This is a genomic window from Actinomycetota bacterium, assembly GCA_035759705.1.
In the GTDB taxonomy this organism is placed as follows: Bacteria; Actinomycetota; CADDZG01; order JAHWKV01; family JAHWKV01; genus JAJCYE01.
Genome location: DASTUJ010000065.1, coordinates 1 through 20,430 on the forward strand (window position 1 = coordinate 1; position 20,430 = coordinate 20,430).

19 protein-coding genes are annotated in these 20,430 nt (G+C 68.0%); 4 read left to right on the forward strand and 15 right to left on the reverse strand.

Annotation, left to right across the window (positions count from 1 at the left end):
* Positions 1–270 precede the first annotated feature (270 nt).
* Positions 271–867 (reverse strand): RDD family protein, encoded by a 597-nt coding sequence (locus VFV09_04215; GenBank protein HEU4866915.1) that lies wholly within the window; start codon positions 865–867, stop codon positions 271–273.
* 143 nt (positions 868–1,010) lie between these two features.
* Here VFV09_04215 and VFV09_04220 point away from each other — a divergent pair, with 143 nt between their 5' ends.
* The gene (locus VFV09_04220) at positions 1,011–2,993 is read left to right on the forward strand and encodes a thioredoxin domain-containing protein (protein HEU4866916.1); all 1,983 of its coding nucleotides are present in this window, start codon (positions 1,011–1,013) and stop codon (positions 2,991–2,993) included.
* Between the two features lie 48 nt (positions 2,994–3,041).
* On the opposite strand, the gene VFV09_04225 is transcribed toward VFV09_04220, so the two are convergent.
* From VFV09_04225 to VFV09_04255, 7 genes are all read right to left on the reverse strand, one after another.
* On the reverse strand, positions 3,042–4,361 hold the full coding sequence (locus tag VFV09_04225; protein ID HEU4866917.1) for an NAD(P)/FAD-dependent oxidoreductase: 1,320 nt from the start codon (positions 4,359–4,361) through the stop codon (positions 3,042–3,044).
* A 40-nt stretch (positions 4,362–4,401) separates the two neighbouring features.
* The gene (locus VFV09_04230) at positions 4,402–4,938 is read right to left on the reverse strand and encodes a hypothetical protein (GenBank protein HEU4866918.1); all 537 of its coding nucleotides are present in this window, start codon (positions 4,936–4,938) and stop codon (positions 4,402–4,404) included.
* A gap of 74 nt (positions 4,939–5,012) precedes the next feature.
* Positions 5,013–6,233: a threonine ammonia-lyase gene (ilvA, locus tag VFV09_04235; GenBank protein ID HEU4866919.1), complete on the reverse strand. Its 1,221-nt coding sequence runs from the start codon at positions 6,231–6,233 to the stop codon at positions 5,013–5,015.
* Between the two features lie 122 nt (positions 6,234–6,355).
* The gene (locus tag VFV09_04240) at positions 6,356–7,213 is read right to left on the reverse strand and encodes an ABC transporter permease (GenBank protein HEU4866920.1); all 858 of its coding nucleotides are present in this window, start codon (positions 7,211–7,213) and stop codon (positions 6,356–6,358) included.
* Positions 7,210–8,130 (reverse strand): ABC transporter ATP-binding protein, encoded by a 921-nt coding sequence (locus VFV09_04245; protein ID HEU4866921.1) that lies wholly within the window; start codon positions 8,128–8,130, stop codon positions 7,210–7,212. Before VFV09_04245 ends, VFV09_04240 begins: the two co-directional genes overlap by 4 nt.
* A gap of 2 nt (positions 8,131–8,132) precedes the next feature.
* Positions 8,133–9,302, reverse strand: coding sequence for a DUF4367 domain-containing protein (locus tag VFV09_04250; GenBank protein ID HEU4866922.1), 1,170 nt, complete (start codon positions 9,300–9,302; stop codon positions 8,133–8,135).
* A complete protein-coding gene (locus VFV09_04255) occupies positions 9,299–9,781 on the reverse strand; it encodes a sigma-70 family RNA polymerase sigma factor (protein ID HEU4866923.1) in 483 nt (160 codons plus the stop codon). The genes VFV09_04250 and VFV09_04255 overlap by 4 nt, the downstream gene beginning before the upstream one ends.
* A 181-nt stretch (positions 9,782–9,962) precedes the next feature.
* Here VFV09_04255 and VFV09_04260 point away from each other — a divergent pair, with 181 nt between their 5' ends.
* Positions 9,963–10,169 carry a hypothetical protein gene (locus VFV09_04260; protein HEU4866924.1) on the forward strand — a complete coding sequence of 69 codons (207 nt, stop codon included), beginning with the start codon at positions 9,963–9,965 and terminating at the stop codon, positions 10,167–10,169.
* Here the strand turns inward: VFV09_04260 and VFV09_04265 are convergent.
* Both VFV09_04265 and VFV09_04270 read right to left on the reverse strand, forming a co-directional pair.
* Positions 10,138–10,521: an MmcQ/YjbR family DNA-binding protein gene (locus tag VFV09_04265; protein HEU4866925.1), complete on the reverse strand. Its 384-nt coding sequence runs from the start codon at positions 10,519–10,521 to the stop codon at positions 10,138–10,140. The genes VFV09_04260 and VFV09_04265 overlap by 32 nt on opposite strands.
* Positions 10,522–10,523: 2 nt before the next feature.
* A complete protein-coding gene (locus tag VFV09_04270; GenBank protein ID HEU4866926.1) occupies positions 10,524–10,934 on the reverse strand; it encodes a co-chaperone GroES in 411 nt (136 codons plus the stop codon).
* Between the two features lie 111 nt (positions 10,935–11,045).
* On the opposite strand from VFV09_04270, the gene VFV09_04275 reads away from it, so the two are divergent.
* Both VFV09_04275 and VFV09_04280 read left to right on the forward strand, forming a co-directional pair.
* Complete coding sequence (locus VFV09_04275) at positions 11,046–11,315, forward strand: hypothetical protein (GenBank protein HEU4866927.1); 270 nt, start codon at positions 11,046–11,048, stop codon at positions 11,313–11,315.
* Positions 11,316–11,421: 106 nt separating this feature from the next.
* Complete coding sequence (locus VFV09_04280; GenBank protein HEU4866928.1) at positions 11,422–11,952, forward strand: choice-of-anchor D domain-containing protein; 531 nt, start codon at positions 11,422–11,424, stop codon at positions 11,950–11,952.
* Positions 11,953–12,067: 115 nt separating this feature from the next.
* On the opposite strand, the gene VFV09_04285 is transcribed toward VFV09_04280, so the two are convergent.
* The 5 genes from VFV09_04285 to VFV09_04305 form a co-directional block, all read right to left on the reverse strand.
* Complete coding sequence (locus VFV09_04285; GenBank protein HEU4866929.1) at positions 12,068–14,221, reverse strand: SWIM zinc finger family protein; 2,154 nt, start codon at positions 14,219–14,221, stop codon at positions 12,068–12,070.
* Entirely contained in the window at positions 14,218–15,333 is a 1,116-nt protein-coding gene (locus tag VFV09_04290; protein ID HEU4866930.1) for a VWA domain-containing protein, read from the reverse strand. Before VFV09_04290 ends, VFV09_04285 begins: the two co-directional genes overlap by 4 nt.
* A complete protein-coding gene (locus tag VFV09_04295) occupies positions 15,330–17,810 on the reverse strand; it encodes a DUF5682 family protein (protein HEU4866931.1) in 2,481 nt (826 codons plus the stop codon). The genes VFV09_04290 and VFV09_04295 overlap by 4 nt, the downstream gene beginning before the upstream one ends.
* Positions 17,785–18,879 carry an AAA family ATPase gene (locus tag VFV09_04300; protein ID HEU4866932.1) on the reverse strand — a complete coding sequence of 365 codons (1,095 nt, stop codon included), beginning with the start codon at positions 18,877–18,879 and terminating at the stop codon, positions 17,785–17,787. The genes VFV09_04295 and VFV09_04300 overlap by 26 nt, the downstream gene beginning before the upstream one ends.
* Before the next feature lie 4 nt (positions 18,880–18,883).
* On the reverse strand, positions 18,884–20,430 hold a 1,547-nt coding region (locus tag VFV09_04305; protein ID HEU4866933.1), incomplete at its 5' end, for a DUF4132 domain-containing protein.

The following is a 20,430-nucleotide window of genomic DNA, read 5'->3' on the forward strand; positions in this document are numbered from 1 at the left end:
CAAGTACACCCATCATGCGTGCCATCATGAATCCGACGAACGGTATCCCGAGCAGAAGTCCGTCGAGGAAATAGGCGCCGAACCGCCTCGCCCATGAGGCGGCTTCAACCATCGGTGAAGCAGGGTAAGCAAAACCAGCCGTCGACATTGGAACTCCATTCGGTTGCCCGCCCCGCGGTTACCTCGATGGTAGTCCTACTGGAAGCATTTGGCTAGCTATTTTCCACTCTGCGTGTTCATGCGCACACAATAAGTGGAGGGAAGGCCCGCCTAGGTCAAGGGGGGCTGGTTCTGCGTCGGTGGTTGCGGCGCCAGCGGGACGGTGCGGCCCACGACCGCCTCCTTGCGGACCACGTAGGTGGATGCCAGCTTGTCGCCCAAAGACTGGTGCCTCTCGTCCCAGAGAGGCCAGAGGCCGTTCAGGATGGTGACCAACCAGCCGATGTAGGGGACGCCTCCGCCGATCGGGTAGACGACCGCGCGCTTGAAGGCCGCCCCCATGTCGCAGCGGGAGCCGTCGTCCTTTATGACCTTGATCCCAAAGGCCATCTTGCCCAGGGTCCGCCCGAGACCTCCGTGCATGAGGATGAAGTAGAGAGCGCCGAGGATCGTCCCAATCAGGCCGAACATGACCATGTCCCCGGTCATGTTCTCCATGACCCTGGTCATCTCGGCCTCACTGGGCTCGGCGCCGTCGAGCAAGCCGGCATCGGAGAACTCGCTCATGACCTTGCCGAAGGCGAATATGCCGGTCGGGATCCCGAGAATGATGTTGTCGATAATCAGTGCCCCGAAACGCCTGCCCCACGAGGCTACTTCGACAACCGGCGCAGCAGCAGGAGTTTCTGGAAAGCCTGAAACCGTCACGTTTTCTCCGATCTTGGACCAGCCTGAGGGTGCTTCGATGGTAGCGGCGCGGTTACCGTTTGACTAGGGCAGCAGCCACTTTGGGGCTGCACCTCGGTTAGGTTGGAGGTACTCGCACTCTACCCAGAAAGCTCCCAATCCCCATGTCCGACGCCTCCGGCAACAAGCCGAACCGCCTGGTCGACGAGACCAGCCCCTACCTGCTCCAGCACGCCTACAACCCGGTCGACTGGTATCCGTGGGGGCCCGAGGCGCAGGAGAAGGCCGCCGCCGAGAACAAGGCGCTGTTCATCTCGATCGGCTACGCCGCCTGCCACTGGTGCCACGTCATGGAGCGCGAGTCGTTCGAGAACCCCGAGACCGCCAAGGTGATGAACGACAACTTCGTGTGCATCAAGGTCGATCGGGAGGAGCGCCCCGACATCGACGCCATCTACATGGACGCGGTGCAGGCGCTGACCGGGCACGGCGGATGGCCGATGAGCGTGTGGGCCTCCCCCGACGGCATCCCGTTCTATGGCGGCACCTACTTCCCCCCGATCGACCGCCCCGGCCTCCCTGCCTTCAAGCGGGTCCTGGAAGGCATCAGCAAGGCGTGGGCGGAGAACGGCCCGGCGATCCTGGAGGAGGGCAAGGAGCTGGTCCGCAGGATCGGAGAGGCAAACCGGCCGCCCAAGTCGGAAGGCAACCTGGAGCCCAGGCTGCTCTCGGAGGCGGTCGACACGCTGGCCCGGGTCTTCGACCGCAAGAACGGCGGGTTCGGCGGCGCCCCCAAGTTCCCGCAGCCTCCGGTGCTGGATTTCCTGCTCCGCCAGGCCGGCGCCGGCAACCCGACCGCCCGGGAGATCGTATCCATCACGCTGAAGAAGATGGCCTACGGCGGCATCTACGACCAGATCGGCGGCGGGTTCGCCCGCTACACGGTCGACGCCAACTGGCTGACGCCGCACTTTGAGAAGATGCTCTACGACAACGCCCAGCTCACCCGGCTCTACACCCGGGCCTGGCAGCTCGACCACTCGCCGCTCTACAAGCGGGTGGTGGGGGAGTCGCTGGAGTACCTGACCCGGGACATGCAGGATGCCAACGGCGGCTTCTACGCCAGCGAGGACGCCGACTCCGAGGGCCACGAGGGCAAGTTCTACGTGTGGAGCCACGACGAGTTCATGTCCATCGCCCCCGAGGCCGCCGAGTACTACGGCGTCACCTCCGGCGGGAACTTCGAGGGGTCGAACATCCTGACGGCGGCATCGGACGACCCCCCGCTCGAAGCCCGGCAGAAGCTGTTCGAAGCCCGAGCGGTCCGCATACGGCCGGGCCGGGACGAGAAGATCCTCACCTCGTGGAACGGCCTTGCGATATGCGCCTTCGCCGAGGCCGGCGCCGCCTTCGGCCGGCAGGATCTGATCGACGAGGGGGCCCGGGCGGCCCGGTTCCTGCTCGACAACGCCCGCAACGACGCCGGCCGCCTGATGCACTCGTACAAGGACGGCCAGGCCCGGGTGCTCGGCATGCTCGAGGACTACGCCTACCTGGCCGAGGGGGTACTGGCGCTGTGGGAGGTCACCTTCGACCCTCAGTGGATCGAGGCGGCCAAGGAGCTGACCGCAACCATGCTGGATCTGTTCTGGGACCTGGAGAACGGCGGCTTCTTCAGCACCGGCTCCGATCACGAAAAGCTCATCCTGCGGCAGAAGGAGATCATCGAAAGCGTCACGCCGTCGCCCAGCGCGGTGGCAGCCCTGGTCATGCAAAGGCTGGCCCTGCTGACCGGCGAAGAGGAGCTGACCGCCAAGGCCGAGACCGTGATGAAGGGGGCCTCCGCCTACATGGACCGGGTTCCCCAGGCCGTATGCAGCTTTCTGTCCGCCCTGGACTTCTTCGTGTCGACCCCCAAGGAGATCGTCGTGGTCGGCGCGCGGCCTGAGGCCGACCCCCTGATCGAGCAGATCTGGTCCCGCTTCCTGCCCAACAAGGTGGTGGCGGGGTCCCCGCCGGGGATCGCATCGCCCCTGCTGGAGGACAAGGTCGCAATCAGGGACCAACCGACGGCGTACGTCTGCGAACACTTCGCCTGCAAAGCCCCGACCTCAGACCCGCAGGTCCTGGCACAGCAGCTGGCATAAGCGCCGTATCAGCCAACCTTCGAGGCCGTTTGGCGGGGTGATACGCCGCTAGGGAACTGTTTCGGGCTCGGACACCGGCTCCGGGTCCGGCTCACCCAGCAGGTCGTTGACCTCGTCGGTGATCAGCCTCGCCTGCTTCTCGTAGGTCAGGTAGGACCGAGCCCACTCCAGCATCACAACGAACCGGTTGCGGAAGCCGATCAGAAACCAGATGTGGACCAGCAGCCAGCACAGCCACGCCACGACACCGGATAGCTGCAGGCCCCGGATGTCGGCCACGCCCGAGCCCCGGCCGATGGTCGCCAGCGTGCCCTTGTCCAGGTAGTGGAACGGCTTGCGCTCCCCGCCGCTCAGCGCCAGCTCGATGTTCTCGGCTGCGTGGCGGCCCATCTGCATCGCCGCCGGCGCCACGCCCGGGACCGGCTTGCCGTTTTGCTGGAGGCTCGCCAGGTCGCCGATTACGTAGACCCGGTTGTCGTCCGGCAGCGTCAGGTCGGGGTTGACCAGGACCCGGCCGGCCTTGTCGAGCGGCACGCCGAGCGTCTTTGCCAGCGGTGACGCCGCCACGCCCGCGGCCCAAAAGACGTTGTGGGTGAAGATGTGCTCGTCGCCGATGCTGACGCCGGTCTCGTCGATGCAGGTCACCTGGGCGTTGACCCTCACCTGGACACCGAGCCGCAGAAGCTGGGCCCGGGCCTTCTCTGACAGCCTCGGCTTCATCGCCGGCAGCACCCGGGGGGCTCCCTCCACCAGGATCACCCGGGCGGCACGGGGGTCGATGTGGCGGAAGTCGGACCGAAGGGTGTGCCGGGTGATCTCCGCCAGGGCCCCGGCCAGCTCGACCCCGGTCGGGCCGGCGCCAACAATCACGAAGGTCATCCACCGGTCCCGATGGTCCGGGTGGGTCTCTCGCTCAGCCGCCTCGAAGGCGAGGAAGATCTTGCGCCTCATCTCCAGGGCGTCGCTGATGGTCTTGAGCCCCGGAGCGTGGGCCGCCCACTCCTCGTGCCCGAAATACGAGTGGGTGACGCCGGTGGCCAGGATCAGGTGGTCGTAGTCGACCTCCCCGTCGACCAGCAGCACCTTGCGTGCCTCCCGGTCCACCCCGACCACGTTGCCCAGGATCACGTCGGCGTTGTGCTGGCGCCGCAGGATCCGGCGAATGGGGGCTGCGATCTCACTCGGGTTCAGCGAGGCGGTGGCGACCTGGTAGAGCAGGGGCTGGAAGACGTGGTGGTTGCGCCGGTCGACGACGGTCACGTCCACCGGCGCGTCGGCCAGCGTCTTGACGGCGTCCATGCCGCCGAAACCGCCTCCGACTATCACTACCCTGCTTCGGCTGCTCGCGGGATTTCCTCCTGGCTCCATGGGAACGACCTACCCCATCGAGCGTAGCAGCAGGCTCCGTCTAGTCCTGGCCCTCGTCCTCGTCGCCCTCGTCGGGGACCCGCCCGACGCCGGTGAGCTTGCCCTGGTAGGTGCCTACGAACTTGATCGGCGGAATCAGGGTGCTCTGGAACTGGATGTATCCGGAGGCGCCCGAGTAGATGCCGGTGCCGCCGGTGACCACGCAGATGCTGGACGCTGCTCCGTCCCCCGCGACCTTGGTGACCCCGGTGTCCTTGCAGAACAGGTCACCGTTCTTCGTGTGCTGGACGACGTCGGCGGTGTAGGCCACCACGCCGGTGGTCGCGGTCTGGGCCGTGGGGATGATCGAGGTGCCGGTGAGGGTGAACGGACCGACGACGTCGCCGGTCGACCTTCCGGCCGTGCACAGAGCGACCGGCGAGGTGCAGGCCGGTGGAGCGATGCGCTCGCTCCGGAACTCTCCGGAAATCGTCAGGTTCCGAGCCGAAACCGGAACCATGCCGGCCAGGAACATCGCCACTACGCCGGTCAGGATCACCGTTCGGCGCCCGGTTCGCCGGCTAAGGAAATCGCTCATTTCAGCCCCCTTTGAAATTTGCCTGGGGGAAATCCTCCTACTCGGCGGGGTCTAAATCCAGACCCAAGTCCGGTTTAGGTGAGCGACAGGGCGTAGGGCTTGAAGCCGTTCTCCTCCAGAAGCGCGATCACGCTCTTCACGTGCTCCGGCCCCCGGGTTTCCAGCTGCATGGTGATCTCGACGTCGCCCAGAAGCCGGTTGGCCACGCCGTCCCGGCGGTGCTCGACGCCGATGACGTTGGCGCCGGAATCGGAGATCACCCCGGAGAGCCGGGTGAGTTCGCCGGCCCGGTCGGGAAGCTGGGTGGCGAAGGAGAGGAACCTGCCCGCGGTTCCCATGCCGTACCGGATCACCCTCAGCAGCAGCAGCGGGTCGATGTTGCCGCCCGACAGCAGGACCACCACCGGGTACGTGACGTCACAGTCGCCGTTCAGCAGCGCCGCCACGCCGGCGGCCCCCGCCGGCTCGACGATCATCTTGGCCCGCTCGGCGATCAGCAGGAGCGCTTCCGCTATCTGCTCGTCGTTGACGGTGACGATCTCGTCGACAAACGACTGGACGTGGGTGAGGCAGATCGCTCCGGCCTGGCGTGCGGCGAGCCCGTCGGCGACGGTCGACAGGGTGTCGAGCGGTATCACCGCGCCGTTCTCCCACGCCCGGCTGACGCTGGCCGCCCCTTCCGGCTCCACCCCGATCACCTTGATCGACGGCTTCAAAGCTTTAGCGGCACACGCGACTCCGGAGATCAACCCGCCGCCCCCGACCGGGACGATGATCGTCGCGGTCTCGGGAAGCTGTTCCAGGATCTCCAGCGAGATCGTGCCCTGCCCGGCGATAACGTCGGCGTGGTCGAAAGGGTGGATCATCACGGCGCCGGTGTCGGCGGCGAACCGCTCGGCGGCGTGGAAGGCCTCGTCGTAGATGTCGCCCTCGAGAACCACGTGGGCGCCGTAGCGGGAGGTGGCTTCGACCTTGGGGATGGCGGCCCCCTCGGGCATGTAGACGGTGGCTTCCACCCCGAGAAGCTGGGCGGCGAGTGCCACCCCCTGGGCGTGGTTGCCGGCGCTGGCGGCGACGATGCCCCTTGCGCGCTCGGCGTCGTCCAGGCGGGCGATGCGGTTGTAGGCGCCGCGGATCTTGAAGGCTCCGGTGCGCTGGAGGTTCTCGCACTTCAGGTAGACGGTGCCGCCGCAGCGGTCGGAGACCGCTCGGGAGAGCTCCAGAGGAGTCTCCTCGGCGACGCCCTTCAGCAGGGTCCGGGCCTCACGAACCTCGTCGATGCCAACCAACTTCATCTCTTCTCCAAACGCTGAATGCTCGAATCGTACGGGGCTTATGCGCACCGGCCGGGCACCAAAATGCTGCCGGGGACGAGCTTGCGGCTACCAAGGATACCCGACGAGCCTCGGCCGGTCGGTCAGATCTCCCGGCGGCGGAAGCTCCAGATCGCCAGGGCCAGGATGCCGGCCACCCACGACACGGTCCACGCCAAGTAGGCCGGGGAGGGCGGGGTGAGCGAGAAGAACGGGAAGTTTGCGATTCCGTCGGCGCCCTGGGCCCGGGCCATGGCGATGAGGGCAGCCGGCTCCAGGCTGTAGACCGCGCCCTTCCACATCCCGTCGGTTGGGATCAGCAGGCGGGTGACCGTCCCGCCGGTGACGAGTGCGCCGACGTTGAACTGCCGGCCGAGTGAGATCGCCACCCCGCCCATCCAGGCGAGCATGAACCCGCCTAGCACGATCACCCCTCCGGCGATCGGCGCCATGCGGGTCGAGATCAGCAGGGCGAGGCTGAGGATGACCACTGTCTCCGCCACCATGTAGGCGATGAACGAGAGCGGGTGGGGCGGCCCGTAGCCGGTGGTGAGCCGGACGACCGCGAACTCCGCCAGGCTGGCGACGGTCACGTACACGGTAGCCAGGACGACCAGCCCCAGCCACTTGCCGAGCAGGAACTGCGCCCGGCTGACCGGGCGGGTCAGGACCGCAAGCGCGGTGCCGGTCTCGATCTCCCCGGCGATCGCCGGCACCGTGAAGAACACGGCGCTGAGGGCCAGGACGAAGCTGTAGGCGAACATGATGAGGATCAGGATGAAGGAGGTGGCGCCTCTGATGTCGCCCTCCGAGGCCTCGGCCATCCCGGTTTCCACCAGGCGGTTGAGCCCGATCGCGCTGAGGATCAGCACCAGTACCGTCAGGGCGGCGAGAACCCAGACGACCTTCTTGCGGATCGACTCCCGAATGGTGAGCTTGGCGAACAGCAGGATCTTCTTCACGAGTGGTCCAGCAGCTGGATGAACCGCTCCTCCAGGGTCTGCCGGCCCCGCTCGACCGAGTGGACCCGGGCGCCCGCACGGACCAGCTCGGCGACCAGATCCGGCACCCGTTCGGGTGTTACGCCGACCACGGTCAACAGGTCATCCGACCAGGAGGCGGTCCCGAAGGGGGCGATCGCCTGCATGCCGGCCTCGTCCAGGTCGGTGACCCGGATGCGGACCTCGCCCGAGCCCAAAAGCTCCTGCATCGTCCCCGACGCCACGACCCGGCCACGTTCGACCACTGCGACCCGGTCGCAGACCTGTTGGACCTCACTCAAAAGGTGGGAGTTCAAAAACACGGTGGTGCCCCGGTCGCGGAGGGAGACAATGATGTCCCGAACCTCCTTGCGCCCGACTGGGTCGAGCGCCGACGTCGGCTCGTCCAGGAACACCAGCTCCGGCTTGCCCAGGAGGGCGACCCCGAGTCCCAGGCGCTGCTGCATGCCTTTGGAGAAGGTGACCACCCGGTCGTTCGCCCGGTCGGCGAGCCCCACGGTGACGAGGGCTTCCTCGGTTTCGGCCCTGCGCTCGGAGGAGGGGACATCGGCCAGCTCGCAGTGCAGGTTGAGGACCTCCAGGGCACTCATCCACGGCTGGTAGCGGAACATCTCGGGCAGGTAGCCGATTCGGCGCCGGGTCGCCACGTCGCCCACCGGCTTGCCGAGAACCCACGCTTTGCCGCTCGTCGCGTTGGACAGTCCCGTCAACAACTTCACCGACGTGGTCTTGCCGGCGCCGTTGGGGCCCAGGAAGCCGAAGATCTCTCCTCGGGGGACGGTCATCGACAGCTCGTCGACCGCACGCACAACACCGTAGGCCTTGGACAGGCCTACGGTGTGTATTGCTGCATCAGCCTCCGGGGCGGATTCCTCCAAGATCAGCGCATGGAGCGTGCTATCTCCAGCACCTCGTCCTGGGTGAGCGGTCCGGCTACCGCCCTGACCACCCCATCGATCTGCCAGACTACGCCGCTGCCGAAGCCGGTGTTGTCGCCGATTGCCAGGCCGGTTACGCCGTTGACGTCGACCTCCTCGGAGGTCGCCAGGTCGACCGGGATGGGAAGCGGGAGGGTGGCCGAGGGGTCACCGATCGCCTCGATCTCGGCCTTCAGGGTCGGCGACAGGTTCGGCAGGGTCATCAGTGCGTCCCTGAAATCGGCAACCGACGGTCCGTTGGAAGAGAGCACAGGCGACTTCATCTGCACGATCATAAGGTCGGGAAGGCTGTCGAGCATGCTCGCAACATCGGCCTGCTCCGGGGCGGCGGTTGCCTTGGCCGCCTGTTCGAGAGCCGCCCGGTCCTCCGCCGCATCGGCCGGTCCGCCGAAGATCTGGACCACGACCGGTCCCGCCTCCAGGAACAGGCTGCTGCCGTCCAGAGAAGGCGGCAGGGTGAAATCGTCGCCCTTGGCTGCCGCTTTGGCCTTTGCTGGGTCGAAGGTGAACGACCCCCGCCCGGGGCCGATCGTGTGGATGCGCTCGGCGCCCAGCCCTGAAGGAAGGTTGGCGGGAACCAACAGCTTGAGCCCGGTCCGCTGAGCTGCCTCGTCCAGGCTGGCGGCGGGGGCGTCCTCGGGCTCCTGCACAATCGCGATGTTTCCGTACTCGCTGAGATCGGGCAGGGAGTTCAGCGACTCCATGTCGACGGGAACTCCGACGATCCTGTCCGGCTCGAAGATCTTGATCAGGTTGCCGGCCACTCCGGTGCCGACGAGCATCAGGCCCATGAGGCTTACCAGGGCCAAACCGATAGCCGGCCGAAGTGCGCCGCGGGACCTAAGGCCGCTCAAGCGCCAGACGGGGGCGTTCGACGAGGCCGCCAGCGGGCTGAGACCCCGGCTCCTGAGGTTCTTCAGTGCGGCTGCCGGGTCGGCCGGAACCTTGCCGGCGCCCTCCATCAGGACGGCCGCCCTGCCGGCGTCGCCGACGATGGCGGCCGCCGTGGAGCGGCACCTTTCGCACGCCTGGAGGTGGGCCCGATCCGACTCGGGGAACGACTGCGGCTGGTCCAGCATGCGCCGGAGAACCCCTTCCGAAATGTGTCTCACTTTTGGACCTCCTTCAGCAGCCGGGCTTCCGCCCGCCGCAACATGGTTCCCACCTGTCCGACTCCAACTCCCAGGGCCGCAGCGGTCTCGGCGTAGGTCAGGCCGCTAGACCTCAAAGCAAGTACAGCAGCACTCTTTTTGGGCAACCGGGCCAGAGCCTCCCGGATCATCCGCTGGTCCTCGGAACGCTCCACCATCTCGTCGGCGCCCGGTTCCGACCGGGCCTCCCCGGCGTGGTTGTGCAGCTCCCGGCTCTCCCGGCGCTTACGGCCTCGGACCTGGTTCAAAGCGGCGTGGGTAGCCGCCCGGTGAAGCCAGGCCGGGGCGTAGTCCGCCATCGGTGAGTGCTTGCGGGAAAAGTCCAGGAACACCTCCTGGGCTACGTCCTCCGCCTCCGACCGGTCCCTGAGGACCCGGCCCGCGATTGAGACCACCCGCTGGTACTCGGCGTTGAAGAGCCGTTCGAATCCGTCGGTCATCGATCTCGACTTCCCTATCAGAGGGTAGGGCCCGGTGTTCCTAAGGGTTATCGATTCTGCGTCCATACCCCTACAGCACCGCCCAGGGCTGCATTGTGACAGCCGGGCCCTAAAAAGTTGTCACCCCTGCGATCTATGTTGAAGGCCACTTCCCATCGCCAAGGAACCACGGGAGGCTGTAATGGCTGAGTGCAAGACGTGCGGAGCAACCATCGAGGTACCCGAGGGTTGGTCGGTCGGGCCGGCGGTGCGGCGCCACTACTGGGAGGCGCACCCGGAGCGGATGCAGAAGACCCGGGCGGACAAACGGGCCGAGGAGGCTTTGCCCACGGCCAAGAAGGGCGGCCTGAAGAAGGTCAAGCCTGCGGAGGCGGCGGCAGCTGTTTGACCAGGGACTTCGGGGCGTACATGCGATAGCTGTCGGTTAGCAGCTCGGCGACCTCGTCCCAGTCAACGTTGGGGACGTCCAGCCGGATCGACACCCACCCTCGCGAGGCCACGTAGGCAGGAAGAACGAAACGGTCGGGCTCGGCCGCGACCATCGCCTGGTTCTCGCCGGGTGGCACCTTCAGTGATAGGACGGTCATCCCGTCACCCTGGTGATCCACCATGAACCAGGCAAAGGTGCGCTTGCGGACGGCAAATGCCGCGTGTTGCTTGAAAGGCACGACGGCGCACTCGGGAAGGGCCTCGGCCATGGTCTTCAGCCGGCCGAGAGGCTCTTCCTCCGGCAGCTCCACCCCTACAGGTAGAGGCCGGTTGTACCCTCGGTGCGGCCGGAGGCCACGGCGTGGATGTCGCGCTCCTTGACGGCGACGTAGTCCTCACCGCGGACGTCGAGCTCGTAGGCGTTCTCGGGACCGAAGAGGACCAGGTCGCCCACCTCGGCGGTCCGGACCATCGGACCGACTGCCACCACCTCGCCCCACACGGCCTTCTTGGTCTCGGAGTCGACGGTGGCCGGGATCAGGATCCCGCCTCGGCTCTTGCGGTCGCCGATCTCCTTGGGGGACCTGACCAGGATGCGGTCGGCGGTCATGCGGATGGACTGGCGCTGCGGTTCGATCGAAAGCCGCCTAACCCTCGGCGACTCTGAAACCTTCTTCTCGGCAAATGCCGGAGCTTGCGACGCATCCTGCTCTGAAATGGACATGGTTGTTCCTCACGGGTCTTACGGGGTCTGTCTTAAGCGTACCAAGCCAGGACCCCGGTAGATCGCCTAGTCTCGTTAAATCTGCGGATAGAGCGAGATCGAGGAGCGGAAATGGAGCCAACACTCCGGCAGGGGTGCGTCGTTGCGGTGTGGAGCGACGAGGAGGACACTTACGTCGCCATGATCGGCAAGGAGGAGGTCAGCGGCCTCAACCCGATTGCCCAGAAGCTGGCCACCAACGGGTGGGAGATCGTTTCCACGGCGGTGCTGACCAACGCCAGTTGGAGCAAGCCGGCCAAGCCGGAGGAGATCGGCCGGACCAAGTTCCTGACCGACAGCCTGGCCATCTTCATTAAGAGGTACGTGCCCGTCGCCGGCTGAAACTGGGTACTTTAGGCCCAACATTTGGGCATCATTCCCTATTTCCCTGGAGCACACGCTCGGGAAGAATCCGACGAACGGGTTTTCGGGAGATTGGGAGAACAAAATGCAGACCAGCAGCAGGCCGGCCATTCCGGTTGGATGGCGTCTTGGTCGTGCTTCCAGGGTTCCGCTGCCGGCAGGGAGTCTCACGGCGACCGTCGCAATCCTTTTGACGGCCGCCGCTTTGGCGGTCGCAGTCAACCTTGGAAGCGCCGGAGTTCGGGCGACGGGGGCCGCCTACGATGACTCCGGCTCGGAAGGGGTAATCGCCGAGGCAGCCGTTGCATCGCCCGCCGGCCTGGCGTTCGAGCAGCCGGTTGGGGCGCGGGCTCCGGTAAAGAACGTCGAGGTGACCAACCTGGGAACCGAGCCGCTCCATCTCGAGAAGGTTGCCATTGTCGACCCGAGCCAAAGCGGGACCGGGTTCGTGGTCAATGCCGGTTCCTGCGCCGCCGGAATCCCGGCGTTGGGAACCTGCACTCTGGGAATCGAGTTCCGTCCTCAAACGATCGGCCTACACAACGCGACCCTGAAGATCACACCGACAGGTTCGGCTCCAATGTCCGTCGCGCTGATGGCCGCCGCCACCGACTGAGTCGAATACCGGACTTTCGATTCCGCCGAAGCGCTCGATATCGGGTGCAAGGCCAGCCATTCGGGTGGACCTTCACTTCCCGGCCCACCCGAAATGGCGCCTTCGGAACTGGTGCCTAGACCGCGTCGTCGATCAGCCGCTCGTACTGCATACATACGTAGTGGGCGGCCAGCAGCCGTTCCGACGAAGGCCCCGGGCCTTCGCCTCCGGGCAGGGCGGTCAGGCCGTCGGCGGAGGCGCGGTCCAGCCTGGCACGCAGGTGGGACGCCGCGTGGGCGTCGAAGTCCTCGGCGACCCCCCGCTCCGCCTGCCCCTGCAGCCACGTTTTCAGCTCGGTGATGGCCGGGAGGATCGCCGGCCGCGGGGTTGGCGGCAGCCCGGCAGGAACATGCGCCGGGGCGGCGGGCCGCAGGCGGGACAGCAGCCGGGAGACCTGGCGCCGTTTCGGAGCGTCGTCGAAGTGCAGCGCGTCCACCTTGCGGTCGCCGCCCTCCGGCAGCACGACACTCAACGGTTCGGCGGCCAGTGTTCCACGTGACCCGCGCACCCTGACGACGAAAACCGTTCCCTTTGCAAGCGGCTGGGCCGCCATCTCCTCGAGCCGCCCGATGGCGTGCGCAGTCAGATCCGAGTAGGCAAGCTCGCAGCTGATCCGCTCCCCGGCGCCGTCCAGCAGTGGCAGGACCAGCGTCTGGCGCGCAGCGTCGAACCGGGCGGGGCCGATTTCGGAGGGGGCTAGGGCCACCCAGTCCTTGACCGGCTCGGGCTCGGCGAGAAGGCTTCGCCGCAGCTTCGCCCGGTCCCGCGTCAGGTCGGCCCAGTTCGAGTATTGGTCGAGCAGTTCGGTCAGGCTGGAGTCCGGAGGGAGCTCGCGGACGATCGCCGAGATGCCGGAGGCGGCCGACAGCCGGCCTGCGTCGTTCATCTGGGCGCCGGTAAGGGTGACGAGCCGTCCGGTGGCCTCGGCCGGGGACCCCAAGCCACTCCACGGCCCCTCGGCAAGGTAGCGGGCGACCGGGTCCCAACCCCTCATCGTCTCGGGACGGGCATCGGTACAGGTGAAGAAGCTGCGGTCGGCAGACGACCAGAACACCATAGTCAGCCCGACGTACCCCGACGCCGACCGCCAGGGCATCGCGCCCACCCCGATCAGGTCGAGGGTGCCGGCCTCGTCGTACCGGCTGCGGGACCGGCCCATCAGGTGCGCCGGTTCGGCCCCACGGGCGGCCGCGGCCTCCAGCGCCCGGACCAGCCCGAAGGCAATCGCCAGTTCGTTTAGCAAGCGGTGCTCGTCGGCGCCGCCGGTCCGCTCCAGGAGCAACTCGACGTGGTCGGCGATCCGCCTGAGGATCAGCGCCAGCCGGTGGAACCCGACCCCCTGGGACCACACCGCCAGCGTCGAGTACCGCTGCTCGATGCCCGGCGACAGGTGCGACAGGCCGAGTTCGACGCTTTCGGCGATCAACCGGCGGGCCGCCGCCAGCAGGCGCACCCGGGCGTCCTGTGTAGCCTCGCCCGACGTTACGGCGTGGTCTTTTCCGAGGTCCAGCGCCTGCGGGCTGGTCCTGGGCGGGTCGGGAGCGGTTATCGCAACGCCGTTGGCCGCCTGGAATGCCAGCACCGCGGCCACCCGGTACTTGCGGGGGTCGGCGAGCTTGGTGTCCAGGATCAGGTTCTCGACGCCGCCTCCCGGGTAGCGGAACGTCATCCGGGGGCGGGTGAAGCGCACCACCAGGTTGCGGTCGCCCGAGATCTCTACGGCCTCTGGGTCGAGGTCCTGAACGAATTGCCACGCCCAGCGATAGCCGGCGACACCGGCGTGCTTCTTGAGAGCCGGCGCATCGATCCCGAGCAGCTCGCCCCTCAGCACGGCGACGGGGTCCGGCTCGGCGGGCGCCGGAGGTGCCCCGGCAGGCTGGGCCGGCGGCTGCGGCCCGGATTCCTGGTCCGCTTCGGCGGCATCCGGCTCGGCGGGCGCTGCGACCCCGGCCCGGCTGAGGCCCATCGCCGCCGCCAGGATGTGCTGGCACACCGTCCCGGCCGGGCAGGAGCACTTCGCGTGCGCCGGGCCCCGGGCGTCCATCGTCACCCGGTGCTCCCCCACTGCCACGACGACGTCGCCCACTTCCTCCTCCACCACCGTGACCTGCAGCTTCTCCAGGTCCTTGCGGGCCCGGCGCACGAGCCCCCGGCTGGCAAGCGCCTCGTACGCCGCGTCGTCGAAACGGCTGAGCAGCTCGACCAGCCCGGCCAGAACGCTTGCGCTCACGATGCGACCTCCACCAGCCACTGCGCCAGGCGCTGGGGGGTCAGAGCGGCGATCTCCATCCCGCACACGCTCAGCTGTTCCGCCATCGTACGGTCGTACACCGGGTGCGCCTGACCGTCCAGCGACGCCAGTCCTAGCAGCTTCACCCGCCCCTCGGCGAGCTTTTTCACCGCCCGGATCAGCTCGCCGGGCGGGGCCCCCTCGCAGAAGTCGGTGATCAGCACCAAAACGGTCCGGTGGGAAACCTCGACCAGCTGGCTGCAGTAGCGGACCGCCTGCCCGATGTCGGTGCCGCCCCCGAGCTGGACCTTCATCAACATCTCCACCGGGTCGTCGGCGTACTCGCTGAGATCGACGACGCTCGTGTCGAAGATCACGATCTTCACCCGGAACGCCGGCAGGGCGGAGAGGATCCCCGCCATGACCGCGCTGTGGATCACCGAGTCGGCCATGCTGCCGCTCTGGTCGACGCACAGGATGATGTCCCAGGGCAGCCGGCGGGTGTTCCGCTCGAAGAACTTGATCTGCTCGACGGCCAGCCGGCCGGAATCCACGTCGTAGTGCTGGAGGTTGGCCCGGAGGGTGCCCAGAGCGTCGAAGTTCTGGGCGATCGCCATCGGCGAGTGGCGAAAGCGGTTCAGCCGGCCCGACAGGGTGCGGCGAACCTCCGACTCCAGCTTGCGCCGGATCTCCTCCACCACCTGGGCGATGATCCGGCGGGCGATCACCAGAACCTCGCCCTTCAGGTGCCCCCGGAGCGTGAGCAGCGTCCGGAGCAGCTGCTGGTTGGGCTCCAACCGCTCCAGGATCTTGGGGTCGGTGACCAGCTCGGTCATGCCGTACCGGTCGAGGGCGTGCTTCTCGATGACCTCGACGGTGTCGTTCGGGAACAGCTCCCGCACTTCGGAGAGCCAGGTGACCAGGGTCAGCTGCGACGGGTCCAGCGACCCGTGGGAGTCGTCGGGACGGAGCCCCCGCCCCTGGTACTCCCGGCCGTAAAGGTACTCGAGGGCCCGGTCCATGCGCTCGGCGGCGCCCTCCAGCTCGTTTTCCGAAAGCTGCTGGCCGGCGTAGCGGCCGAGGACCAGACGCCAGCGGTCGAGCTCGCTCACGACAGCCACTCCCCGAGACCGTCGGTGACCAGGACCTCCCGGACCGCCGCCGAGAGCGCCAGGTTCGCCTCCACGTCCGACTCGGTCAGGTCGTAGCGCACCAGCGGCCCAAGGCCGGAGGCCCCATGCAGCCGGGCGACCGCCTGGGCGATGCGGTCGGTCTCCTTGGGGGTCATCTCGGCGAAGGCCAGCCTCAGCTCGGGGAGGGCGGCCACGAAAGCCTCGTCGTCCCACTCCCGAAAGAGGCGATCGAGAACGTTCAGCAGCGACGGCTGCTGCCACGCCGCTTCGCGGGAGGTCTGCAGCAGGCCCCGGAGGAACGACACGGCCTCCCGGGCCCGGCTGAGACCGGTGAAGTGGCCCTCGACCGCGGAAGCCAGCTCTTCGTCGCTCAAGCGGCCGGCGGCGTACAACAACCCGGTGGCGGCCCCACGGATCAGGGGAAGCTCGTGATGTACCCGCAGGGAGCCGACCGTCCCCCAGTACAACGATGCGTCCAGGTCCCGGCCGCCGTCGCTGATCAGCAGTTCGCGGAGCCGGACCAGGCCGGTGACCGCCGCTGCACCGTCGTCCGGGGCCCCCCGCAGCTCGCGGCCCAGGTAGGTCGCCCGGTCGTAAGCGGCCCTCAGCAGCTCGGGCAGCTCGGTTACGTCCCGGGCCTCGAGCGGCTCCCGGGACTCCCACAAAAGGCCCAGCGTCCCGGCCGCCGATGCGACCGATTCGAAGTCCGGGTCGGCGCCGACCGCTGCCCGGAGCGACCCGAGGACCCGGGGCAGGTGGTCGTGCAGGCCGAGCGTGCACGCCTCGGTCAAGGTTCCCGCAGCCGCCCGGGCGTCCCGGTGACCCGCCGAGTCGAGCTGGTCCATCCGGGCGGCGAACCGGTTGGCGACGGCCATCGGCACGGTGACGCCGTACATCGACGCCTCCACCAGCGCCGCCTCGGTCGCGACCGAGTAGGAGTACTCCCAGTGCTCCTGCAACCGGTCCAGCCCGATGCTCCTGACGAAGTCGGGCCCGGCGGTCCGGCGCGCAAACGGGACGCCCAGGTAGGCCAGGCCGTGGAGCAGGCGGCTGGTCGTCCGGTGGGGAGGCCGGCGGTAGAGGTCGAGGACCACCTTCCTGCGTTCGGGGGCGTCGATCTTCAGGCGCTGCCGGTGGGCTCGGAGCGCAAAGTCCCGGACCAGCGGCGGCGTCCCGGCCCCCGGCGGCACCCGTCCCATCTCCTTGCCGCTGAGCGTCCGCCGGGTGACGGCGAGGATCAGCGCCCCGTCCCCGTCGGCGTCGCCCTTCACGAAGCAGCTGGTTATCGCATCGACCAGGTCGTCCCGGACCGGGGCCGGGCGCCTCCGCAGGGCAGCCAGCCGGAGGACCTGCTCGTAGGCGGCCGCCAGCGCCGGCATCGGGAGCGACAAACCGTGCTTCTTGCGGAGCTCCTGGGCGATGTCGAACAGCAGCTTGAGGGCGGCGTCCCTGCGGCGCCGGGGCGACGGGTCGTGGCCGGCCTTCTGGGAGGCCAGCGTCCGGTCCCAGATGAGCTGGTGCCACGCCGGCGAGGTCATGCCGGAGGCGTAGCCGTTCAACCGGTCGAGCCGCTCGAAGCTGTAGCGGATCAGCGCCGACTCGTCCCGGGTGACCGACGAGCGCGAGACGGACGGCCGGCGAATCTCGGATTCCAGCAGGTCGGGGATCACCACTGCGTGGAACCCGCCCAGAACGACGAGCACGGGCCCGGCACCCTCAGGCCGTTCGGCTACTGCCTGCGTGATGTGCCACGCCATCTCCTGCTCCCGGGCCAGAGTCCCGTCGCGCTTCAGCTCGGCTTCGCTGTACTCCGAACGGGCGAGGAAGCAGTAGGCGGCGACCTGGGCCACATGTTCGGACAGCGTCAGGTTGTGCGCGCCCACCTCGAACAGGTGCTCCCACAGCTCCTCGTGGTCCCGGCAGCCGAGCTGATCCGCAAGCACCTGCAGGTACCGGCTCCGCCCGAAGTGGCCCTCGTCCAGCAGGGAGACCGGCTCCTCTGCCGAGCCCGCCCGGGACTCCAGCAGGCACTGCTCGGAGAAATCCAGGTCGATGAACCGGCAGGCGATGTTGCGGGCCTGCGCCTCCCGGAGGGCGACCAGCTCGGGCGAGTAGTCGCAGAACGGGTAGTAGGCGGCCCGCCGGTGCTCGGTCGCCTCGGCCCCCGACTTCGACACCGAGTATGAGTAGATCGCCAGCGGCATGCGGGCTTCGGGGTGGGTGAGCAGCGACACCATCGGGGTGAACGAGCGGGGGCCCTCGACCAGCACCACGCTGGGCGGGTTGTCGGTGAACAGCCGTCGCAGCTGCCAGGCGCAGCCCGGGCTGTGGTGCCTGACCGGGAAGACGACCAGCTCCGGGGTGACCAGGCCTGCCGCTAGAGCCCGGACCTCCTCGGTGCTCGGCAGCGGCCCCGGCGGGGCGCCGGCGTCAGCGGTCGAGCTCGCGCCGGGCATCCAGCATCCGCCGCCACTGCGGTTGGCGCTGCGCCCGTTGCTTGACCACCACGTCGAAGTAGTGGCGCAGCTTGGCGCCGTCCTCCGGGTTGTCCTTCAGGACGGTGCCGATTAGCTGGCGGGCGACGTGTTCCCCGCCGACCCCGTCGCTACCGAAGTAGTGGGCGTCCAGGCAGGCGGCGTAGCCGACCGCCACCGCCTCGGCGGACGACATAACGGCCGTCGGTTTCTCGACCACCACCCCTTCGGACGTCACGCCCAGCCGCAGATCCGAGAAGGCGCCGACCAGCAACTCGACGACGTCGGGCGCGAACTCCACCTCGACCCCCGCCTGGAGCAGCAGCGCCTCGGTCTGCTCCCGGACCAGCTGGACCTCCAGCTTGCGGTCGGAGATCGGCCGGACGGTTTCGAAGTTGAACCGGCGCTTCAAAGCGCTCGACATCTCGTGGACCCCCCGGTCCCGGATGTTGGCGGTCGCCAGAACGTTGAAGCCGGGGGCGGCGAACAGCGTCGACTCGCCGCCCCTCAGCTCGGGGACGTGGATCACCTTGTCGCTCAGCAGGCTGATCAGGCTGTCCTGGACCTCGGGCTGGACCCGGGTGACCTCCTCGAACCGGCAGATGCAGCCCTGCTCCATCGCCTTGTACATCGGCCCCCGCACCAGCGCCTGCAGGGTCGGCCCCTCGGCCAGCAACAGGGCATAGTTCCAGGTGTACTTGATCTGGTCCTCGGTGGTGCCGGCGGTCCCCTGGATCGTGGTGACCGAGTCGCCCGAGATCGCTGCAGCCAGGAGCTCTGACAGCATCGACTTCGCCGTCCCCGGCTCCCCAACCAGAAGCAGGCCCCGGTTGCTCATCAGGGTGACGATGCACCTGTCGATCAGCGCGTCGTCGCCGTAGAATTTTCGGGAGATCGCGCGCTTTCGGTCACCGACGATGAAGCTGCGGACCGAGCGGGGCGACAGCCGCCAACCCCGCGGCCGGTCGCCTTCGTCCCTGCCGGCCAGGACCGCCAGCTCGGCCGCGTAGGTCTGCTCCGCAGGCGCGCGAAGTATCCGGGTGTCGCTCACGGGTTTAATACTCCGTCTTTTTGCGCCAATCCGGGTCGAACCCCTTGCCTTCGCCTGCGATCAGCTTGAGATCGGTGTAGCACTCGGAGAGCAGGATCTTCGGAATTTTCGACAGTGGAAGCGCCGGGCGCTGCCAGTGCTCCCCGCCCCGGTCGTCGGCGAACGAAAGCGAGATCAGCGCCACCGTCCGGCTCTCCTCGGGCAGCGGGCTGCCGGTGAACTCGATCATCGCCTCCAGGCCGAGCGTCGGGAAACGCTTGACGTAGGTGTGGAACCAGCCCCCGTCGCCGGGGGCCCCCCGGGTGTACCCGAGCCTGGTCGCCCGCCCCCTCAGGGTGAACGACTCGATCAGGTGGCCCTCGAAGTCGGAGATCTTCACCTCATCCGCTTTGCCGGCCGGAAGCCGGTACCTGCCCTTGCCGAGCTGCTGGAACAACGGCTTGACCTCGTAGTCGGCGAGGTGCTGCTGCCAGCGCCCGACCTCGGCGTCGTCGAGCAGCCAGTCGTGCGCCAGACGCACCCGGGCCTCCGGCGCAAGCTCGACCTCCTCGTCGGAAGCATCGGTCAAAGAGCCGTCATCCATGGGGCGGAACGCCCGCCCCGCCTGGTCGCCGTCCATCTCGACCCACACGAGCCGCTGGACCAGCCGGCGCACCACGGGGTGCCGGTTGAGGTACACGTCCCAGTCCTCGAACGACCACTCCCTCTCGGTGCAGAGGGCTTCGTAGAGCCGGTCGGTCTGCTGCTCCACCGTGCTCTTGATCTGCTTGCGGACGGCCGGCAGGGTCTTCTTGGCCGCCTTGGCCAGCTCCGGGTCGTCGCTCTGGCGCGGCTCGGGGAGGTTCGCGATCTTCTTGCCGTCCTCGTTGAACAGGGCGACGGTCAGGTCCGCCATCAGGCGGGCCGTGAACTTTCGGGCTCCGTAGTCCAGCTCCATCTCGCCGTCCTCGTCGAACCCGGCCGAGTCGACAGTGCGGTCGGAAAGCTCGGCCAGCGTCCAGTTGTTGCGTTCGGCCAGGGCCTCGGCCTGCCGGATCGCCTCCTCCTGGAAGCTCTTCGTCCGGAATCGGCTTCCGACCGAGAGCATCAGCTGGGTGGCGCTCGGGTGGTCGACCCAGGCGAGCATCCCGATCAGGGCCTTGCCCTGGGCGGCGCGGGTCCCGTAGTAGGCCTTCAGGTAGCGGGAGACCGCCGGGGCCGCCCGCTCGGCGGTGCACGCCGCGGCGACCGCCAGCAGGCCCTTGCTCCCGATTGCCGACCCGGCCACTGTCGACAGCCAGCGGGGCAGGATCGACTCGGTGATCTCCTCGACGGTCTTTCCGGCGCGCTGAGTCAACGCGTAGTACTGGGAGGTCGCCCGGTGTATCTGCTGGGCTTCGGCGACCGCCTGGCGGTGGGCCTCATCCGGGTCGATCAGCCGGGTGTCCTCGTGGAGCCACGACTCCAGGACGAACTGGCCGAAAGCCTCCCGATCCCTGGGCTCGAACAGCGAACAGTACTTGCGGAGGATGGCGTTCGGCTCCGGCGACTTCTGCCGGACCGCCTGGACCA

Bases quoted from the DNA above. Each gene is read 5' to 3' on its own strand.
- VFV09_04260 (HEU4866924.1), top strand. From the start codon at position 9,963: ATGGCTGAGTGCAAGACGTGCGGAGCAACCATCGAGGTACCCGAGGGT.
- VFV09_04270 (HEU4866926.1), bottom strand. From the start codon at position 10,934: ATGTCCATTTCAGAGCAGGATGCGTCGCAAGCTCCGGCATTTGCCGAG.
- ilvA (HEU4866919.1), bottom strand. From the start codon at position 6,233: ATGAAGTTGGTTGGCATCGACGAGGTTCGTGAGGCCCGGACCCTGCTG.
- VFV09_04230 (HEU4866918.1), bottom strand. From the start codon at position 4,938: ATGAGCGATTTCCTTAGCCGGCGAACCGGGCGCCGAACGGTGATCCTG.
- VFV09_04275 (HEU4866927.1), top strand. From the start codon at position 11,046: ATGGAGCCAACACTCCGGCAGGGGTGCGTCGTTGCGGTGTGGAGCGAC.
- VFV09_04295 (HEU4866931.1), bottom strand. From the start codon at position 17,810: ATGCCCGGCGCGAGCTCGACCGCTGACGCCGGCGCCCCGCCGGGGCCG.
- VFV09_04280 (HEU4866928.1), top strand. From the start codon at position 11,422: ATGCAGACCAGCAGCAGGCCGGCCATTCCGGTTGGATGGCGTCTTGGT.
- VFV09_04255 (HEU4866923.1), bottom strand. From the start codon at position 9,781: ATGACCGACGGATTCGAACGGCTCTTCAACGCCGAGTACCAGCGGGTG.
- VFV09_04220 (HEU4866916.1), top strand. From the start codon at position 1,011: ATGTCCGACGCCTCCGGCAACAAGCCGAACCGCCTGGTCGACGAGACC.
- VFV09_04225 (HEU4866917.1), bottom strand. From the start codon at position 4,361: ATGGAGCCAGGAGGAAATCCCGCGAGCAGCCGAAGCAGGGTAGTGATA.